17 protein-coding genes and 1 riboswitch are annotated in these 16,650 nt (G+C 69.8%); of the genes, 10 read left to right on the top strand and 7 right to left on the bottom strand.

Translation table 11 applies throughout. The features are described 5' to 3' along the window. Positions 1-27: 27 nt before the first annotated feature. The 4 genes from SALPAC6_RS0107885 to SALPAC6_RS0107870 form a co-directional block, all read right to left on the bottom strand. Positions 28-924 carry a sulfite exporter TauE/SafE family protein gene (locus tag SALPAC6_RS0107885; RefSeq protein WP_018252887.1) on the bottom strand — a complete coding sequence of 299 codons (897 nt, stop codon included), beginning with the start codon at positions 922-924 and terminating at the stop codon, positions 28-30. After that, the gene (locus tag SALPAC6_RS0107880) at positions 921-1,517 is read right to left on the bottom strand and encodes a rhodanese-like domain-containing protein (RefSeq protein WP_026189426.1); all 597 of its coding nucleotides are present in this window, start codon (positions 1,515-1,517) and stop codon (positions 921-923) included. Before SALPAC6_RS0107880 ends, SALPAC6_RS0107885 begins: the two co-directional genes overlap by 4 nt. Positions 1,518-1,590: 73 nt before the next feature. Next, positions 1,591-3,003, bottom strand: a complete 1,413-nt coding sequence (locus SALPAC6_RS0107875; protein ID WP_018252885.1) for an MBL fold metallo-hydrolase — start codon at positions 3,001-3,003, stop codon at positions 1,591-1,593. Positions 3,004-3,132: 129 nt separating this feature from the next. Then, positions 3,133-3,402, bottom strand: a complete 270-nt coding sequence (locus SALPAC6_RS0107870) for a metal-sensitive transcriptional regulator (RefSeq protein WP_018252884.1) — start codon at positions 3,400-3,402, stop codon at positions 3,133-3,135. Positions 3,403-3,612: 210 nt separating this feature from the next. On the opposite strand from SALPAC6_RS0107870, the gene SALPAC6_RS0107865 reads away from it, so the two are divergent. Then, on the top strand, positions 3,613-4,236 hold the full coding sequence (locus tag SALPAC6_RS0107865; protein ID WP_018252883.1) for a DUF998 domain-containing protein: 624 nt from the start codon (positions 3,613-3,615) through the stop codon (positions 4,234-4,236). A gap of 27 nt (positions 4,237-4,263) precedes the next feature. Here SALPAC6_RS0107865 and SALPAC6_RS0107860 read toward each other — a convergent pair whose 3' ends face one another. Then, positions 4,264-4,911: a GGDEF domain-containing protein gene (locus SALPAC6_RS0107860; RefSeq protein ID WP_018252882.1), complete on the bottom strand. Its 648-nt coding sequence runs from the start codon at positions 4,909-4,911 to the stop codon at positions 4,264-4,266. A gap of 235 nt (positions 4,912-5,146) precedes the next feature. Between SALPAC6_RS0107860 and SALPAC6_RS0107855 the strand changes: the two genes are divergently transcribed. The 3 genes from SALPAC6_RS0107855 (at position 5,147) to SALPAC6_RS0107845 (ending at position 7,279) form a co-directional block, all read left to right on the top strand. Then, complete coding sequence (locus SALPAC6_RS0107855; protein WP_018252881.1) at positions 5,147-5,386, top strand: DUF397 domain-containing protein; 240 nt, start codon at positions 5,147-5,149, stop codon at positions 5,384-5,386. A gap of 172 nt (positions 5,387-5,558) precedes the next feature. Beyond that, positions 5,559-6,392, top strand: a complete 834-nt coding sequence (locus tag SALPAC6_RS0107850; protein ID WP_188115238.1) for a helix-turn-helix domain-containing protein — start codon at positions 5,559-5,561, stop codon at positions 6,390-6,392. A gap of 86 nt (positions 6,393-6,478) precedes the next feature. After that, on the top strand, positions 6,479-7,279 hold the full coding sequence (locus tag SALPAC6_RS0107845; protein ID WP_026189425.1) for a DedA family protein: 801 nt from the start codon (positions 6,479-6,481) through the stop codon (positions 7,277-7,279). A 23-nt stretch (positions 7,280-7,302) separates the two neighbouring features. Here SALPAC6_RS0107845 and SALPAC6_RS0107840 read toward each other — a convergent pair whose 3' ends face one another. Continuing rightward, the gene (locus SALPAC6_RS0107840; RefSeq protein WP_018252878.1) at positions 7,303-8,739 is read right to left on the bottom strand and encodes a glycine hydroxymethyltransferase; all 1,437 of its coding nucleotides are present in this window, start codon (positions 8,737-8,739) and stop codon (positions 7,303-7,305) included. A 27-nt stretch (positions 8,740-8,766) separates the two neighbouring features. Further along, positions 8,767-8,857: riboswitch (ZMP/ZTP riboswitch) on the bottom strand. A gap of 113 nt (positions 8,858-8,970) precedes the next feature. On the opposite strand from SALPAC6_RS0107840, the gene SALPAC6_RS0107835 reads away from it, so the two are divergent. Together SALPAC6_RS0107835 and SALPAC6_RS0107830 are read left to right on the top strand one after the other, a co-directional pair. Continuing rightward, entirely contained in the window at positions 8,971-9,852 is an 882-nt protein-coding gene (locus SALPAC6_RS0107835; RefSeq protein WP_018252877.1) for a metallophosphoesterase family protein, read from the top strand. A 41-nt stretch (positions 9,853-9,893) separates the two neighbouring features. Then, positions 9,894-10,970, top strand: a complete 1,077-nt coding sequence (locus SALPAC6_RS0107830) for a DNA polymerase domain-containing protein (protein WP_080636145.1) — start codon at positions 9,894-9,896, stop codon at positions 10,968-10,970. Here the strand turns inward: SALPAC6_RS0107830 and SALPAC6_RS0107825 are convergent. Further along, the gene (locus SALPAC6_RS0107825; RefSeq protein ID WP_026189423.1) at positions 10,911-11,462 is read right to left on the bottom strand and encodes an Lrp/AsnC family transcriptional regulator; all 552 of its coding nucleotides are present in this window, start codon (positions 11,460-11,462) and stop codon (positions 10,911-10,913) included. The genes SALPAC6_RS0107830 and SALPAC6_RS0107825 overlap by 60 nt on opposite strands. A gap of 72 nt (positions 11,463-11,534) precedes the next feature. Here SALPAC6_RS0107825 and pdhA point away from each other — a divergent pair, with 72 nt between their 5' ends. The 4 genes from pdhA (at position 11,535) to SALPAC6_RS0107805 (ending at position 16,618) form a co-directional block, all read left to right on the top strand. Continuing rightward, positions 11,535-12,716: a pyruvate dehydrogenase (acetyl-transferring) E1 component subunit alpha gene (gene pdhA, locus SALPAC6_RS0107820; protein WP_026189422.1), complete on the top strand. Its 1,182-nt coding sequence runs from the start codon at positions 11,535-11,537 to the stop codon at positions 12,714-12,716. Next, positions 12,716-13,720: an alpha-ketoacid dehydrogenase subunit beta gene (locus SALPAC6_RS0107815; RefSeq protein ID WP_026189421.1), complete on the top strand. Its 1,005-nt coding sequence runs from the start codon at positions 12,716-12,718 to the stop codon at positions 13,718-13,720. The genes pdhA and SALPAC6_RS0107815 overlap by 1 nt, the downstream gene beginning before the upstream one ends. Further along, positions 13,705-15,060, top strand: coding sequence for a dihydrolipoamide acetyltransferase family protein (locus tag SALPAC6_RS0107810; protein WP_018252872.1), 1,356 nt, complete (start codon positions 13,705-13,707; stop codon positions 15,058-15,060). Before SALPAC6_RS0107815 ends, SALPAC6_RS0107810 begins: the two co-directional genes overlap by 16 nt. A gap of 274 nt (positions 15,061-15,334) precedes the next feature. Next, on the top strand, positions 15,335-16,618 hold the full coding sequence (locus SALPAC6_RS0107805) for a L,D-transpeptidase (RefSeq protein WP_033666411.1): 1,284 nt from the start codon (positions 15,335-15,337) through the stop codon (positions 16,616-16,618). The last annotated feature ends 32 nt before the right edge of the window (positions 16,619-16,650 follow it).

Genomic DNA, 16,650 nt, shown 5'->3' with positions numbered 1-16,650 from the left:
ACGGTGAGTTCCTGCCCGCGTGGTCAGCTATCCGTCCCGGTGATCCTGTGAGGTGCGGCGCACCGGCCCGGTGGTCGCGGTGGGTCTGCGGCGGCGGCCGGCGACGAGCAGCGCCACCGCCCCGAGGGCGCCGGCGAGGGCGGCTGCCAGGATCGTGAGCTGGCCATCCCCGGGCACCTGCTGCACCAGCATGAATATGCCCGCGACCACCACGAATCCGCCGAACGTCCGGCGGAGCACGACCTCGGGTACGCGGCCGGCCAGCCGGGCGCCAGCCAGGCTGCCGGTGATCGCGGCGGCGGTGACCGCGGCGGCCAGGCCCCAGCCGATGCTGACGCTGGACAGGAATCCGGCCAGACCCGCGAACGACTTCATCGCTATGACGACCAGTGAGGTGCCGGCGGCGACCGGCATCGGCAGGCCGCCGAGCAGCGCGAGTGCGGGTACCACCAGGAAGCCGCCACCCGCGCCGACCATGCCGGTGACCAGACCGACCACACTGCCGTCCAGCAGGACCCGCCGTACCGGGAGCTCGCGCGGCGCCGTCGGGCCGCCGGCGTCACGGCGACCGCGGATCATCGCGGTCGCGGTGGCGAGCATCATCACCGCGAAGCCGGTGAGCAGGATGGTCGCCGGGATGAACGCGGCCAGCCGGCCGCCGATGTAGGCCCCCGCCATGCCAGCGGCCCCGAAGAGCAACCCGGTACGCCAGCGGATCCGTCCGGCGCGGGCGTGCGGTAACACGCCGACCGCGCTGGTCACGCCGACCACCAGCAGCGAGGTGGCGATCGCCTCCTTCGCCGGCAGGTCGGCGACGTAGACCAAGAGCGGTACGGCGAGGATGGAGCCGCCCCCGCCGAGTAGGCCGAGGCTGAGCCCGATCAGGACGGCCAGTCCGACGGTCAGGGTGAGGCTGACGGTCACGATCGTCGACCAGCGGACGAGGCGGCGCTCAGGTGGCCGACGATGGTGTCCAGGTCACCACTGGCGTTCCGGTTGTACGGAAGCTTGCTGAGTAACATGCCCAGCGCGCAGGTGTTGCTCAGCGCGGCGACGGTCAGGCCTGCGCCGATGACGCCGGCGATCCACTCGGCACCGGGTACGAACAGCGACGCCAGGACACTGGCCAGCACGATGGCGCCGGCGACCAGCCGAACCTGTCGCTCCAGGTCCCACCGGGGGGTGCCTTCGGTGACGGGCCCGACGGCGCCCCGCCACGCCACCATGCCGCCGGTCAGGACCTTGACATTCGGTAGGCCGATCCCGGCGAGCGTCCGCTCGGCCTGGGCGGCCCGGGCTCCCGAGTGACAGATCAGGACCACGTCCTCGTCGAGGTGGTCGCGGAGCTCCGCGCGATGTTCCTTGAGTAGGTCGAGGGGCACGTTGTAGGCGCCGGGGATGTGTGCGGTCTCGAACTCGGCCGGGGTGCGCACGTCGAGCAGGCGCGGGGCGTGGCCCGAGTCGATGAGTTCCCGCAGCTGGGCGGCGTCGAGGGTGGTGTGGGCGGCGGTGGTCATGGTCTCCTCGTTCACGGGTGCTCCGATGGGATGGGGCGAAGGTGCCGCTCGTCGCCGGGCGGCCCGCGCCGGTTCAGGCGCGGGGGGCGTCCGGCCCGACCAGGGTGACTCCGGCCCCCGCTGCCGCGGCGAACCGGTCATCGATGACCACCACGTCGCGTCCTGCGTTCGCCAACAGCGAACCGGCGACGGTGGCGCGGTAGCCGGAACCGCAGTGCACCCAGACCGCGCCGGCGGGCAGGTCGGGGAGTTGCTGGGGTAGGTTGGGTAGGGGAAGGTGCACGGCTCCGGCGATGTGACCTGCGGTCCACTCGTTGGTCATTCGCACGTCGAGTACGACGTCGGGGGCGGGTAGCCCGGTGGGAAGCTGTCCGGCGTGGGCGGCGGCCAGCGCGGCGAAGTCTGCCAGCGGCAGTTCACGTAGCTGTCCGTGGTCGGCGGCCCACCGCTCGGCCGCGCCGGTCGCCTGGGCGGCTGGCCGGTCGATGCCGATGCGTACCATTTCGCGCTGTGCTTCGGCGATCTGCGCGGAGGTCTCGGCGAGCAGGGTGATCGGTGTGCCCCAGCTGATGAGCCAGCCGAGCCAGGTGGACATCGGCCCGTCCAGTCCGAGACTTACCGTTCCGGCCAGATGGGAGGCGGCAAACGCCGTGCGGTGTCGTAGGTCGACCACCCACTGGCCAGCATTGATTCGTCGACGCAGTTCGGCGGCGTCGGCGCGGGCGACCGAGGTGAGGTCTACCGGTGTCGGCCCGCTGAGGTTGGTAACGCCCATGTGGGCGTAGTAGGCCGGGTAGGCGTCCAACCCGGAGAGGGTCTCGGTGATGAAGTCGTCGGCGGCCAGCCGGAGCACCGGGTTGGCCTCTTTCTCCCGGCCGATGGTCGATTCCGGGGCGTCGGTCTGGCTGGCGGAACAGAAGCTGCCGAACCCGTGGGTCGGCCACACCTCGACGCCGTCGGGCAGCAGGTCAGCCAGCCGCCGGGCCGAGGCGTGCTGGTGTTGGGCCAGTTCGTGGGCGTGTTGCTGGCCGAGCAGGTCGGTGCGGCCGGTGGTGCCGAAAAGAAGCGAGCCACCGGTGAAGACTCCCGCCGGTTGCCAGTCGCCATCGTTTGCGTAGTCCAGGACGTAGGACAGGTGGTGGAAGGTGTGGCCGGGAGTGGCGATCACCCGCAGGCGCATCGTGTCGGAGATCGCGAGGGTGTCGCCGTCGGCGACCGGCAGTCGTCCGAACTCGACCCGCTCGGCCGCGGCGACCAGGTAGTGGGCACCGGTGACCCGGGCCAGTTCGAGCCCACCGGAGACGTAGTCGTTATGAATGTGTGTCTCGACCACGTGGGTGATTCGGACCCCCGCCGCTCCGGCAAGGTACAGGATCCGGTCGATGTCACGCTGTGGGTCGACGACGACCGCCACCTGACCGTCGGAGGCCAGGTAGCTGCGGTCGCCCAGTGATGAGGTCGCGAGGACTGACACGTGGAACTTCACTGTCGTGCTCCTTTCAGGGAACCTATACCCCAGGGGGTATCCAGCGGGCAGGTGGGTGTCTTTCGGTTGGCGTGCGGTTACCCCCTCCGGTCGCCGGGATGCGGCCGGAGGGTTGGTTCTTTGGTTGACTCAGGCCAGGGCCAGGAAGAGCTTCTCCAGCTCCTCCTCGGTCATCTCGGGCGCCTCGCCCTGTTCTCGGGCGGTGCTGCAGTGACGCATACCCGACGCGATGATTTTGTAGCCAGCCCGGTCGATGGCCTTCGACACCGCGGCGAGTTGGGTCAGCACCTCCCGGCAGTCCTGACCGTCTTCCATCATGTCGATCACAGCGTTGAGTTGGCCCCGGGCGCGCTTGAGTCGGGTCAGTGCGTCACTGGTCATCTCGGGTCGAAGCTTCACGGGCACCTCCGGCTGCCACTATACCCCGGGGGGTATTTCTGGTGCTGTGGTCTTCATCATGCTGTCCAGACCTATCCAGGTGTGGAGGGCGGCGCAGAAAGGTCGCAGGCCCAGGCGGCGGTGGTCTTCACAGGGCTGTAGGCGATACAAGATCCCCGTTATATCCCTAGATCTCGGGTGGTGTGGAACTCCTCGTCGCATGATGGCTCCATGCCCACCGTGCCCGGCTGGACCGTGATCACCGCCCTCCTGGCCCCGCTGCTGTTGATCGGCGGCGCGGCGTTCGCGGCCACCCTCCAGCCAGGCGGCTTTGACCAGGTCAGCTACTCGATCAGTCAACTCGCCGCACACGGCGCCAGCCATCGTTGGGTGATGACCCTGTTTATTCTCGGCTCCGGCCTCTGCGTCGTGCTGTCCGCCGTTGGCCTACGTACGGTGCGGATGGCGGGGCGCGTGATGCTCGCCTTCTCGGGCGTCGCCACGATTGCCGTGGCCGCCTTTCCCGACCGGTGGGTGGACGGGCGTCCCGCCCCCGCGGCGGTGGTCAACGCCCACACGGTCTCCGGTTGGCTGGTGTTTCTCGCGGCGGCGCTGTGGCCGACCTTCGCCGCCAACCGCACCGGACCACTGCGTCTTCGGTGGGGCCTGCTGCTCAGCGCGGTGCAGCTGGTGCCGGCGGGATGGCGGATCATCTACGACATCTCCAGAGGTGAACTCACTCAGGCCGACTACCTCGGGTTGGCCCAGCGGGCGCTGGTCGGATTCGAGGGGCTCATCCTGTTGGCTGTCGTGTTGCTGGCCCGTCGCCAGGCCGCCCGACGACCTTCCGCGTGACGACCACTGGGCGGGGTGGCTGGCCGCTCAGCGGTCGCCGCTGCTCGCGCTGTCGAGGAGCTGGCGGAGGTGGGGCGAGTCGATGCTCTTCGCCCGGTACATCGCGGCGTCGGCCCGGTCCAGCGCCTCGGAGAGCTGAGCGGGGCAGGTGACCGGCGCCAACCCGACGGAGGCTGTCACTCGCACGCTTGCCGAGTGCAGCCGGATCGGTGCGGCGAGGACGTCGTGCAGCCGGCGGGTGGCGTGCTCAAGCCATCGCCGCTCGACCTCGGGGGCGGTGAGCAGCCCGGCGAATTCATCCCCGCCGAGCCGGGCGACCGGGTCGTCCCCGGCGAAGTCGGCGAGCCGTTGGGCGACGTTGACCAATACCTGGTCACCGGCGGCGTGCCCGTACCGATCGTTGATCTGTTTGAAGTCGTCGAGATCGAGGACGACGGCGATCAGTGGTCGCCCGTCCGCTCGAGTCAGCAGGGCGGCGGCCAGTCGATGAAAGGCGCGTCGGTTGGGCAGGCCGGTGAGCGGGTCGTGGCTGGCCGCGTGGCGTTCGGCGGCGAGTTCGGCCTGGAGGACGGCGATCTCCGTCTCGGCCCGCACCGCCCGGCGGTGCAGCTGCCAGGACGAGACGAGGGCGCCCGCGGCGCAGACGCCGGACGCGATCGTCAGCGGATCCGGCATGAGTCCTCCCGTCACACCGATGCCCCGGCATAGCCGACGGTCACCGAACCGTATCTGCCCTGGTCGTCGCCCAGTAAAGGTGACTAAAGGTAAGCGGATCGACACCACTCCTGTCGGCTATCATGCTCTCTGTCCGATGCAGATGCAATAGCAGATGCACGTGCAGGAGCCTCTCTGTCCACACCGCACCCGCTTGGGCTGCGATGTGGACGGATGCATGACGAGAAGGGCGCACATGCAGCCGCTACCGAATGGCGTTCCCATCCCCGAGCTACCGCCGTTGCGGTGGCAGAAGAGCCGGCGTAGCAACCCCAGCGGCAACTGCGTCGAGCTGGCCGAACTTCCCGATGGTGCGGGCATCGCCGTTCGCAACTCTCGGCACCCCGACGGCCCCGCCCTGATCTATACCGTGGACGAGATCGCGGCCTTCGTGCTCGGCGCCCGGGACGGTGACTTCGATCACCTGATCCATTGATCCACTGATCCACGCCGCGCCGCCGGGACCAATTCCCCTTACCGACGGTCCATGGCATGCTGACTCGGCGACAGGGTCAGGCCCGGCCCGGCGCGGTCCAGCAAACGGAGGGGCGGCAGTGGCGACGATGCCCGTTGAGGGGGGGTCATCGGCTGGCCCCACCGTCCTGCGGATGATGCTCGGCGCGCAACTGCGCCGGTTACGAGAGACCTGCGGGGTGACCCGGGAGGGCGCGGGCTGGGAGATTCGGGCCTCTGAGTCGAAGATCAGCAGAATGGAGCTGGGGCGGGTCGGCTTCAAGGAACGCGATGTCGCCGATCTGCTGACCCTCTACGGCATCACCGACCCCACGGAGCGGGACGCCCTGCTCCATCTTGCCCGGGACGCGAACAGCCCCGGTTGGTGGCACCGGTACGGTGACGTGCTGCCGTCCTGGTTCCAGGCGTACCTCGGGCTGGAGGCGGCAGCGGCCCTGATCCGCACGTACGAGCTCCAGTTCGTGCCCGGCCTGCTCCAGACCGAGGAGTACGCCCGGGCGGTCGTGCTCCTGGGGCACAGCCGCGCCGCGGCGACGGAGATTGACCGTCGGGTCACCCTGCGGATGCGGCGGCAGGAGGTGCTGCACGGGGAGGATCCGCCGCGGCTGTGGGCCGTGGTGGACGAGGCGGCCCTGCGCCGGCCGATCGGCGGCGCGGCGGTCATGCGGCAGCAGCTTTCGGCGCTGATCGAGGCGACGAGGTTGCCGAACGTGCGGCTCCAGGTCGTACCGTTCGCCGCCGGCGGGCATGCCGCCGCGGGCGGTGCCTTCTCCATCCTGCGCTTCGGTGACCAGGAGCTGCCCGACGTGGTCTACATTGAGCAGCTCACCAGCGCCCTCTACCTCGACAAGCGGGAAGATCTGGAGTTTTACGCGTTGGCGATGGAGCGGCTCTGCGTGGAGGCGGAGCCGCCGGAGCGTACGCCGGAACTCCTCGGCCAGATCCTGGCCGACCTGCCATCGGTCTGACGTGGCGCCGGCCCGCTCGATCTCGTCACCTGGGTACCGCCGACCGCCTGGGCGCGCCCTCAGGCGGAGTTCGTACCGTATAGCCCATGCCTCGAACCGTGTACGCCCTCCTCTCCGCCAGTACCACCGCCAACCAGACTGAACCCCCGCAGGACGGCCTGGTCGGGCACGTGACCGGGCTGGTGGAACGGCTGGGCGGGCCCGGCGCCGGCCTCGCCGTGGGGCTGGAGAACCTCTTCCCGCCGATTCCCAGCGAGGTGATCCTTCCCCTGGCCGGGTTCGTTGCCGGGCAGGGGCGGATGAGCGTCATCAGCGCGATCTTCTGGACCACGCTGGGTTCGCTGGTGGGCGCGCTCGCGCTGTACTACATCGGTGCGGCACTGGGCCGGGACCGGATGCGAGCCATCGCCGCCCGGCTTCCGCTGGTGAAGTTGAGCGACGTTGACAAGACCGAAGAGTGGTTTCTCCGGCACGGCGTCAAGGCGGTGTTCTTCGGTCGGATGATTCCGATCTTCCGAAGCATGATCTCGATTCCAGCCGGGGTGGAGCGAATGCCGGTGTGGACCTTCGTCGTCTACACCACCTTGGGCAGTCTGATCTGGAACACCACCTTCGTCATGGCCGGGTACCTGCTCGGTGACAACTGGCACCTGGTCGAGGAGTACGCCGGTATTCTCCAGAACGTCGTCATCCTGGCCTGCGTGGCGGGGCTCGTCTGGTTCGTCGTCACCCGGCTCCGCCGGTCCCGGACGACCGGGGGAGTGCGGCCCAACGGGCCGGAGGACGAGTTCCCGGCGTCGATGCCACCTGTCGATGGTGTCCCCGACCCGCAGGGCCGGGGAACCCTCTACCGGAGTAGCTGGTCGGAGGACACCACCGTGAGCTGACGTGGCGATCGAGGTGCGGCGGGCTAGCCGAGGTCGATGGCGGGGTAGAGGGGGAAGCCGGTGAGCAGGTCGCTGGCCTGCTTGCCGACTCGGTCGGCGACGCCCGGGTCCAGCACGTACTTCGCCTTCGAGGCGGTGCCGTCGGCGTTCGTCCCGGGCGAGGTCCGGCTCAGGACGGTGTGGATCAGCTCGGCGGTGGCATCCAACTCCGCGGTGCCGAAACCCCGGGTGGTCAACGCCGGCGTACCGACCCGGATCCCGGAGGTGTACCAGGCGCCGTTCGGGTCCTGCGGGATCGCGTTGCGGTTGGTGACGACGCCCGAGTCGAGGAGCGCCTGCTCGGCCTGCCGGCCGGTGAGCCCGTACCCCGTTACGTCGATCAGCGCCAGGTGGTTGTCGGTTCCACCGGTGACCAGCTTCGCGCCCCGACGCTGCAACCCGTCGGCCAGGGCCTGCGCGTTGGCGACGATTCGCCCAGCGTAGTCGACGAAGTCGGGACGCCGGGCCTCGGCGAGCGCGACCGCCTTGGCGGCCATCACCTGCGGCAGCGGGCCGCCGAGCACCATCGGGCAGCCCCGGTCGACCTGCTCGGCGAGCTCGGGACCGCAGAGCACCAGGCCGCCGCGGGGCCCGCGCAACGACTTGTGTGTGGTGGAGGTCACGATGTGCGCATGCGGAACCGGGTCGAAGTCACCGGTGAAGACCTTGCCGGCGACCAACCCGGCGAAGTGGGCCATGTCCACCATGAAGGTGGCACCGACCGAGTCGGCGATCTCCCGCAGGATTCGGAAATTGACCTTCCGGGGGTACGCCGAGTAGCCGCCGACGAGGATCAGCGGCTTGAACTCGCGGGCCGCCTCGGCGACCCGGTCATAGTCGATCAGCCCGGTCTCCGGGTCGGTGCCGTAGCTGCGCTGGTCGAACATCTTGCCGGAGATGTTTGGCCGGAAGCCGTGGGTGAGGTGACCCCCCGCGTCCAGCGACATGCCCAGCATCCGTTGGTTACCCAACTCACGGCGCAGGGCGAACCAGTCGGCCTCGGTGAGGTCGTTGACGTGCCGGGCCTGGGCACGCGTGAGCGTGGGTGACTCGATCCGGTCGGCGAGGACCGCCCAGAAGGCGACCAGGTTGGCGTCGATCCCCGAGTGCGGCTGCACGTAGGCGTACGGCGATCCGAACAACTCCCGGGCGTGCTCGGCGGCGAGTGCCTCGACGGTGTCGACGTTCTGGCAGCCGGCGTAGAAGCGACGGCCGACCGTACCTTCGGCGTACTTGTCGCTGAACCAGTTGCCCATGGCCAGCAGCGTCGCGGGGGAGGCGTAGTTCTCGCTGGCGATCAGCTTGAGCGACTCACGCTGGTCGGCCAGCTCGGCGCGGATGGCATTGGCGACTCGCGGCTCGACGGCACCGATCACCTCGAGTGCGCTGCGATAGGCGGTGGACTCGGCGTTACCCGACATGTGACCTCCTGGTAAACCCGGTGGACGTGTGGAGGCCCAGGCGCTCGGCGTGCGTCCTCGTGATGGGTCGTTCCCCGATGGTGCTCCATCCCAAATCGCGCCAGTCCCGACCCGAGGGGATCCTACCGGTTTCGCTTCTGCGGCGCCGGCACCCGTTCGTCCGCCCTGCGCGGCCGGCCGGGAGCCGAATCGAAGATCGACGGCGATGGAGAGCGCGGCTAAGATCGGAATATGACGTGGCCGGGCGATCGGGCGGACGATCGGGGGAGTCTGCTCGCAATCAGCGATCTGCACGTGCGGCACGCAGAGAACCGGACGGTCGTCGAGCAGCTCCGCCCGGAGTCGCCGGCGGACTGGCTGTTGGTCGCCGGCGACGTGGGAGACACGGTCGCGCAGGTTGAATGGGCGCTGCGGCTGCTGACTGCCCGGTTCGCCAAGGTGCTCTGGTCGCCCGGCAACCACGAGCTGTGGAGCCTGCCGGCCGACCCGGTGCCCCTGCGCGGCGCCGCCCGCTACGCCCACCTGGTCGAACTCTGCCGAGAGCTCGGTGTTGTCACGCCGGAGGACCCATACCCGGTGTGGGAGGGGCCCGGCGGCCCGGTCACGGTGGCACCGCTGTTCCTGCTCTACGACTACAGCTGGCGCCCCGAGGGCCTCGACACGTCGCAGGCGGCACTCGCCGAGGCGTACCGGACCGGGATCGTCTGTACCGACGAGTACCTGCTGCACCCTGACCCGTACGAGAGCCGATCGGCCTGGTGCGCCGCCCGAGTCGCCGGGACGGCCCGGCGGCTGGCGGAGCGGGACCCGGCGCTTCCGACGGTCCTGATGAACCACTGGCCGCTGCGGCGCGAACCCACCCGCATTCTCCGCTACCCGATCTTCGCGCAGTGGTGCGGCACCGAGGCGACGGCCGACTGGCATCAGCGCTTCGAGGCGGTCGCGGTGGTCTATGGCCACCTCCACATCCCGCGCACCACCTGGTACGACGGGGTGCGCTTCGAGGAGGTGTCGGTGGGCTACCCCCGGGAGTGGCGGCGACGGAGCGGGCCACTGGGACAGCCGCGCCGGATCCTGCCGGCGCCGGCAGGGTCGCCACCCACCGCCTGGTAGCCCGCTCCCTCGCCGGGGTTGCCGGATCCGCGCGGCTGGCGATGCGCGTCCGACCCTGTGCACGTCCGGATCACGGCTACGGTGTGGGCGTGGCGACGCCGGCCGAGCAGATCCGGGTGGGACGGCGGCTGGTCCGCGTCTCCAACCCGGACAAGCCCTACTTTTCCGAGTTGGGGCTGACCAAATTCGATGTGGTGCGGTACTTTCTGGCCGTCGGTGAGGGCATCCTGCGCGCCCTGCGGGACCGGCCGACGATGCTCGAGCGGTGGCCACGCGGCGTCGTCGCCGGTGCCAAGATCGCGACGCGGGCGGACAACCGCGGTGACGCCTTCTATCAGAAGCGGCTGCCGGCGGGTGCCCCCGACTGGGTTCGCACCGCGCACCTGACGTTCCCAAGCGGTCGGAGCGCGGACGAGCTCGCGCCGAGTGAGCTGGCCGTGGTGGCCTGGGCGGTCAACCTCGGCACGCTCCGGTTCCACCCGTGGCCGGTGTCCCGGCGTGATGTCGAGCGACCAGACCAGCTACGCATTGATCTGGATCCGCTACCCGGGGTCGGGTTTGACCAGGTGGTCCCGGTGGCGCACGAGGTCCGCGCGTTCCTCGACGAGCTCGGGTTGGTCGGCTACCCGAAGACCACCGGGGGACGAGGACTACACGTCTATCTCACCATCGAGCCACGGTGGGGCTTCGGGGACTGCCGCCGGGCGGTGCTGGCGCTGGGCCGGGAGATCCAGCGCCGCCGACCCGACCTGGTCACCACCACCTGGTGGCGGGAGCAGCGGGATCGGCCGGTCTTCGTCGACTACAACCAGATGGCCCGGGACCACACGATGGCCTCGGCGTACTCGATCCGGCCCACCCCGGCGGCGCTGGTCTCCGCGCCGGTGGCCTGGACCGAGCTGGACGATGCCCGGCCGGAGGACTTCGACATCACCACGATGCCGGCCCGCTTCACCGAGCACGGTGACCCACACGCGGGCCTGGACGAGCGGGCGTATTCGCTGGAGCCGTTGCTGGAGTTGGCCGACCGGGAGAAGCTGGCGGTGCCACCAGAGCGTTCAGGGTCCCGGGCGTCCGGGACCGGGAAGCGGAGGGGAGGCGGTCGGGCCCCAGGGTGATGTCTCGCCGTCGAACTCGTGGAACACCAGCCAGGTGCGGGTGGAGAGCACTCCGGGGATGCTCTGCACCCGGGTCAGAACCACGTCTCGCAGCGTGGCGTTGTCCGGGGCCCGGACCAGAGCGAGTACGTCGTGATCGCCGCCGACCAGCGCGGCGTGCTCCAGGTAGTGCACCTGGGCCAGCTCCGCCGAGACCTCACGCCAGGTGTTCTGCTCGATGGTGATCGCGATGTACGCCGAGGTGCCCAACCCGGCGGCCTCCGGTGCCACCCGGGCCTGAAAGCCGGTGACCACACCGTCGCGCAGCAACCGCTCCACCCGGGCGTATGCGTTGGTCCGGGAGATGTGCAGGCGTACGGCGAGGGTCCGCACCGACGTGCGTCCGTCCCGGACCAGCTCGGCCAGGATACGGCGGTCCACATGGTCCAGTGGCCGGGCCGATCGTCCCGGCCCGGCCGTCGAGGCCCTATCTGGGCCGGACTCTTGGCTCATCGCAGCACCCCCTCCAGGCCAACCATCCTGCGTTTGCGGGGGATCTTGAGTCAACCATCCGACCACAGGAGCATGGGCGCACCAGATGTCCAGGAGGTATCCGCCGTGACGACCACACCCCGGGCGGTCCGCAGAAACTCCCGGCCGGCCGCACCGCCGGACCCGGCCCGCCCGCTGCTGCCCGCCAGTGAGCAGATTCGCCTGCTCGACCCCGCCGGCGCCCCGCTACCGGTGCACCCCGACTACCCGGCGCCCCCGGTTGAGGTGCTTGTCGAGCTGTACCGCCGGATGGTGCTCGGCCGCCGCTTTGACCTGCAGGCCACCGCCCTGACCAAACAGGGTCGACTCGCCGTCTACCCGTCGGCTCGGGGCCAGGAGGCGTGTCAGGTCGGCGCGATCCTCGCGCTGCGCGACGATGACTGGGTCTTCCCGACCTATCGCGAGTCGATGGCGTTGACCGCCCGGGGGATCGACCCGGTGGAGGTGCTGACCCTGCTCCGTGGGGACTGGCACTGTGGTTACGATCCGGCCGTCCGGCGCACCGCCCCGCAGTGCACCCCGCTGGCCACCCAGTGTGTGCACGCCGCCGGGCTCGCCCACGGCGAGGCGTACCAGGGCCGGGACACGGTGGCACTGGCCTTTCTCGGCGACGGTGCCACCAGCGAGGGCGACTTCCACGAGGGGGTCAACTTCGCCGCCGTCTTCAAGGCACCGGTCGTCTACTTCGTGCAGAACAACCAGTACGCGATCAGCGTGCCGCTGTCTCGGCAGACCGCCGCACCGAGTCTCGCGTACAAGGGCGTCGGCTATGGCGTGCCCAGCGAGCAGGTCGACGGCAACGACCCGGTCGCCGTCCTCGCGGTGCTCAACCGGGCCGTGGCGCACGCCCGTGCCGGCCACGGCCCCTTCCTGGTGGAGGCGCACACCTACCGGATGGAGCCGCACACCAACGCCGACGACGCCGCCCGCTACCGGGATGCCGACGAAGTGGCGAGCTGGCAGGACCGGGACCCGGTCGTTCGACTGGAGACCTACCTGCGCGACCGGGGGGCGTTGGACGACACCACGGTGGCGCGGGTGGCCGCACAGGCCGAGGAGTACGCGGCCGACCTGCGCGAGCGGATGCACGACAAGCCGACCGTTGACCCGTTGACGCTCTTCGACCACGTCTACGCCGAACCAACGCCCCAGCTGGTCGAACAGCGCGCGCAGGTTCGTGCCGAATTGGCCGCTGACCAGGAGGGAGCCGGGTGATGGCAAGCATGACCATGGCGAAGGCGCTCAACACCGCGCTCGCCGACGCGATGCTCGACGACGACCGGGTGGTCGTCTTCGGCGAGGATGTCGGCCAGCTCGGCGGGGTCTTCCGGATCACCGACGGGCTGGCAGCCCGCTTCGGCGACAAGCGCTGCTTCGACACTCCGCTTGCCGAGGCCGGCATCGTCGGCTTTGCGGTTGGCCTCGCCATGTCCGGGCTACGGCCGGTGGTGGAGATGCAGTTCGACGCGTTCGGGTATCCGGCCTTCGAGCAGATCGCCTCGCACGTGGCGAAGCTGCGCAACCGCACCCGGGGTGCACTGACCGCGCCCATCGTCATCCGGATCCCGTACGCTGGCGGCATCGGCGGGGTGGAGCACCACTGCGACTCCTCCGAGGCGTACTACGCGCACACCCCTGGTCTGAAGGTCGTCACCCCGGCTACCGTGGCCGATGCCTACTCGCTGCTGCGTTCGGCGATCGACGATCCGGACCCGGTCGTCTTCCTGGAGCCGAAGAAGCTCTACTTCGCCAGCGCCGAGACGCAGTTGCCAGCTCGGACCGAGCCGTTCGGCCGTGCCGTCGTACGCCATCAGGGCACTGACGCCACCCTGGTCGCGTACGGACCGGCGGTGCCGGTGGCCCTGGCGGCGGCCGAGGCGGCCCAGGCGGAGGGCTGGAACCTTGAAGTCGTTGACGTGCGGACGATCGTGCCGTTCGACGACGACACGATCGCGGCGTCGGTGCGGAAGACAGGCCGGTGTGTGGTGGTTCACGAGGCCCAGGGCTTCGCCGGGGTCGGCGCGGAGATCGCCGCGCGGGTGCAGGAGCGTTGCTTTCACTCCCTGCACGCGCCGGTGCTGCGGGTTGCCGGGTTGGACATCCCGTACCCGGCGCCGATGCTGGAGCATACCCACCTGCCGTCGGTGGATCGGGTGCTTGACGCGGTGGCCCGCCTCCAGTGGGACGACCAGCCCGACGAGCGGTGGGTGGCGGCCTGATGAGTGAGCGTGTCTTCTTTCTGCCGGATCTCGGGGAAGGGCTGAGCGAGGCGGAGATCGTCGAGTGGCGGGTCGCTGTGGGCGACACGGTGACGGTGGACCAGGCCGTCGTGGAGGTGGAGACCGCCAAGGCGGTCGTAGACGTGCCCTGCCCGTACGCCGGACGGGTGGTGGCCCTGCACGGCACGGCGGGCGAGGTGCGGCCGGTCGGCCAGCCCTTGATCACCATCGCGTCGCTGGACGCGGTCGAGGCGGATAGCACTCCTGGCGGCTCTGGCGGGCCCGTGGTCAACCACGAGCAGGAGCGGACTGGCTCCGGGAACGTCTTGATCGGTTATGGCACCGGCCATGGCGGGGCGGCTCGCCGGCGCCGAACCCGGGTCGCCCGGGCCGCGCCGGCCAACGCCGCCTCGAGTGACGCCACTCCGACCGAGGTCGCGACTCGGCCCGAGGCTGCACCGAGTGGCGGCCTCGGGCCGGCCGGCGAGAGTGTTCGGGTCATCTCACCGATCGTGCGGCGGCTGGCGAAGCAGCGCGGCGTTGACCTGGCCGCCCTGCGCGGCACCGGCAGCGGCGGCGTGATTCGCCGCGCTGATGTGGAGGCCGCCACCCCGGCTCCGGTCACCGTGCCCGCCGCGCCCGCCGACGGCGACGTGATCGTGCCGTTGACCGGCATCCGCAAGGTCATCGCCGACAAGCTCTCCCGCAGCCGGCAGGAGATTCCCGAGGTGACGATCTGGGTGGATGTCGATGCGACCGCCCTGCTGGAGACCCGCGCGGCGATCAACGCGGCCACCCCGGCGGAACCAGTGAGCATCCTGGCCCTGCTCGCCCGGATCTGCCTTGCTGGGCTGCGCAGGTTCCCCCAGCTCAACGCCCGGGTAGACAGTGGGGCGCAGCGGATTGTCCAGTCCGCCGGGGTGCATTTGGGGATCGCCGCCCAGACCGACCGAGGGCTGGTGGTTCCGGTGCTGCGCGACGCGCAGCGGCTCACCACCGCCGGGCTGGCCGCCGCGCTGGCCGAGACCACGGCGGCGGCGCGGGCTGGCACGCTGCCACCGACCCGGCTCACCGGCGGGACGTTTACGCTGAACAACTACGGCGTGTTCGGGGTGGACGGGTCCACGCCGATCATCAACCATCCGGAGGCGGCGCTGCTCGGCGTCGGGCGGATTATGGATAAGCCATGGGTGGTTGACGGGCAGCTTGCGGTACGCAAGGTAACGCAGCTTAGCCTCACCTTCGATCATCGGGTCTGCGACGGCGGGGTGGCCGGGGGCTTCCTGCGGCATGTCGCGGACTGTGTCGAGCGGCCAGCGGTGCTGATCGCGAACCTCTGACCAGGACGCGGGGCCGGTACGGCCCCGCGTGCCGGGCCATCGTCCGCTTCCCGACCGGTTCCGTCGGCTCCACCCCACGTTGGAGTGAATTTCGGACGAACGGCCCTGGACGGTTCGGATGTGATCGGTGCCCCTGATCGGGCAGGCTCGGAACAGATAGCGCAAAGCCCCAAAATGGGGTAGATATTCACAAAGCCAAATTTGCCGAAAATGCGTGCCCCGAGCAGCACGGCGGAGAGAATGTGGCGGAGGAGGAGACGAACGGGGGGCGCACATGGCATTCAGGCGGCGAATGACGCTGCTCACGGTAACTGTCGCGGCCGTGTCGGTAACACTCGGCGGGTGCGCATTCAGCGAGCGCGAGGAGGCCCGACCGGCTCCGCCGGAACTGACCGTGACGCCGACCGACCAGGCGACGGACGTCCCGATCAGTGCCGAGGTCGGCACCGCGGTCAAGGGCGGGACGATTACCGCGGTCCGCGTCACCGATGACGCGGGGGCCGAGGTCAAGGGGGAGCCCAGGGAGGATGGCTCGACCTGGGTGCCGAGCACGCCGCTAACGCCAAAACGGACATATACGGCTGAGGTGACTGCGACCGGTAACTCCGGTAAAACCACTACGACCCGGAAAACCACCTTCACCACCATGCCGAAGTCCACGAAACCGGCAATTACCAGCACGTTGTATTTCACGGGTGACCGGACGTACGGAACCGCTATGCCGGTGACCGTCGCGTTCGATCCGCCGATTCCGGAGGAGGCCCGGGCGGCCGTCCAGCGGCGTTTGTTTGTGCGGACCAATCCGTCCCAGCCGGGGGTGTGGTCCTGGGTGTCCGACGGCAGCCAGGTCTACTACCGGGCGCCGGACTTCTGGCGACCGGATACGACGATCAGTTTTCGCGCCGGTCTGGAAGGCCTGCCGATCGGTGAGGAGTACGTGGGCGACGCCGACCGGCAGGCGACCGCGAAGATTGGTCGCCAGGTCGCCTTGGAGATCGACAACGAGACCAAGCAGATGTCGGTGTTCCAGGACGGAAAGCTGCTGCGGGAGCTACCGGTGAGCCTCGGCAAGCCGAGTACGCCAACCTCCAGCGGCAAGATGGTGATCATGGAGAAGCATGATTTCACCACCTTCGATACCCGCGGCTCGGCGGACCCGTACGTGGTGGATGTCGAGGATGCGCAGCGGCTGACCTGGCGGGGTGAGTTCCTGCACGGCGCGCCCTGGTCGGAGGGAGTTCAGGGGTATCGCAACGTCTCCCACGGCTGTACCAACCTATCGGCCGCCAGCGCCGACTGGCTGATGGGCGTCACCCAGGTCGGCGACTTGGTGACCATCAAGGGCACCGAGGTGACGTTGGATGAGGGCAACGGCTGGACCGCCTGGAACGTGAGCTGGGAGGAGTACGTCAAGGGCAGCGCCCTGCCCGTGCCGGCCGGCCTGAAACCGAGCCCGGCCGCCCCGAACCCGGGTGCGGTGGCCGGCGGCTCTCCCGCGCCGGTGCCGTCCGAGGGCAGCGGCTCCCCTGCCCCGGAGCCCTCCGTGAGCGGCGGCTAACCGCCAGCGCTGCGATGCCGCGTGGACCCGCG

Origin of the sequence: Salinispora mooreana (assembly GCF_000379065.1) — a bacterium.
Lineage (GTDB): Bacteria > Actinomycetota > Actinomycetes > Mycobacteriales > Micromonosporaceae > Micromonospora > Micromonospora mooreana.
This window is presented reverse-complemented; position numbering and strand designations above follow the sequence as displayed.